This is a genomic window from Mycobacterium sp., assembly GCF_049280035.1.
Classification (GTDB): Bacteria; Actinomycetota; Actinomycetes; order Mycobacteriales; family Mycobacteriaceae; genus Mycobacterium.
The window spans coordinates 1-1,666 of the sequence record NZ_JBAPPI010000878.1; the positions used below are offsets into that span (position 1 = coordinate 1).

Here is a 1,666-nt window from a genome sequence, read left to right on the forward strand (position 1 = left end):
GGCCAACTTCGCCGGTGAGCGGGTGCTGAAACGCACTGCGGCAGAGACGATTATCCAGACCATTGTCGACGCCCGACAGGACAACGAAGAGGAAGGCAGCCTGTTCAACCGCGGTACCCAGGTCAAGATGTTCGAGGACCGCGAAGAGTACATCATCGCTTCGGTGGCGCGGCGGCTACAGGGCAAATCCAAAGAGATGTCGGCATTCGATGCGTTCAACGCCGTACAGGATCACGTGCTGCATGCCGCGCAGGCCCATATCGATCGGGTGGTGCTGGAGGCGTTCGTCGCCGGGATCGACCCGTGTGAGGACGACGAGGCCCGCGAGGTGCTCGGCCTGGTGTGTGACCTGTACGCATTGTCGGTGATCGAAGACGATAAAGCGTGGTTCGTCGAGCACCGGTACCTGTCCACCGAGCGCGCCAAAGCGGTCACTCGCGGTATCAACGACCGGTGCCGGTTGCTGCGGCCCTACGCCGAGACATTGGTCGACGGATTCGGCATCCCCGAGCCGTGCCGGTACGCCGAGATGCTGCATCCGGAAAATCTGCCAGGCTGAAGCCACTGCGGAACGCCGGCAGCGTTTAGATCACTGCAAAGAAAAGGCTTCCCGGATCGGTTGACATGATGAATGCTTGTTCGCGAGTTGCGCAAGCCCAAGGCGAAGGGTTAGTTAGTCACATGAATCCAAATCCGGACTACGACGCCAGCGACGAGCTGGAGTACGGCATCGCCGCCTACGCTTGGCTGCTCAGGGGTGTGTACCCGCCGCCCTCATATGCACCGGACTTGGGTCCCGCCGGCGGGTAGTGCCACTCACTGTGGCGGCACGTAGTTAGCCGCCGAGTTGCGCAGCTGCCAGAGTTGAGCTGGGCAGAAGATATTGACCGAATATGAGACGAGATAGTTAGCCGCGTACTCGTCGTTGGGCCTTACGTCGTTCTTCACGTCATTCATCACCTGGCCGTAGCTGGCGCCGCTGCTGACCTTGTCGCAGATCCCATGGGCATAGCCAATGGCGTCGCCCGCGTTCGCAAAGCTGTACTGCCGCCGCACGGTGATGTCGTACAGATATTCAATCTCGGGGGCCGGGACGGCGTGCGCCCACGGGGGCGGCGCCAACACTCCGCCGCTGAATGTCACGGCAACAACAAAGGCACCAAGCGACGCAGCGCGCCGCACAGCTGACGCCCCGTTCACCGGAATATTGTTTTTTCGCAACGGAGTCCCTCTGTCCCGTGGATATGTCGGAGTTTTATCGCGCCCGGTCAACGCGGCTGCCCGTAAACCGCGACGAGCACACTGCGGTCGAAGCTGTTCTCCGACCACACACCGATCTGAGTGTTGGTGCAGTTGGACATGATCGCGTAGTAGTCGGGGCGGTAGAACCAATTGCCCATGACGTCAAGGTCATTGATTGCCAGCGACTGGTTGATGGCCACCGTCTCAGCGACCGTGCCGTTGTAACCCACGCCTCGGGCCCGGTCCTGTACCGTCGACCCGTCCGAGCCAATATCACCGTCGAGGTTCCGGTTGTTGAGCACATCGACCGTGTGCTGCTGCGCGGCGGACACCAGCTGCGGGTTGATGTGCAGGTCGGTCGTGCAGCCGGCCTTCTTCTTGATCGTGTCGACGTTCACCACGATGCCGTTGTTGAGCCGCGCGT

General features: G+C 61.2%; 3 protein-coding genes and 1 pseudogene. 2 read left to right on the forward strand and 2 right to left on the reverse strand.

All coding sequences use genetic code 11. The features are described 5' to 3' along the window. Positions 1–559: acyl-CoA dehydrogenase (locus WAN71_RS27910; RefSeq protein ID WP_422228425.1), on the forward strand; the 559-nt coding region annotated here is incomplete at its 5' end. A 122-nt stretch (positions 560–681) separates the two neighbouring features. Next, positions 682–810 (forward strand): annotated as a pseudogene (locus tag WAN71_RS27915) (hypothetical protein); the annotation flags it as partial. A 6-nt stretch (positions 811–816) separates the two neighbouring features. Here the strand turns inward: WAN71_RS27915 and WAN71_RS27920 are convergent. Together WAN71_RS27920 and WAN71_RS27925 are read right to left on the reverse strand one after the other, a co-directional pair. Then, positions 817–1,200 carry a DUF732 domain-containing protein gene (locus tag WAN71_RS27920; protein ID WP_422228426.1) on the reverse strand — a complete coding sequence of 128 codons (384 nt, stop codon included), beginning with the start codon at positions 1,198–1,200 and terminating at the stop codon, positions 817–819. Positions 1,201–1,268: 68 nt separating this feature from the next. Then, a partial coding sequence (locus tag WAN71_RS27925; protein ID WP_422228427.1) for a CAP domain-containing protein occupies positions 1,269–1,666 on the reverse strand: 398 nt, incomplete at its 5' end.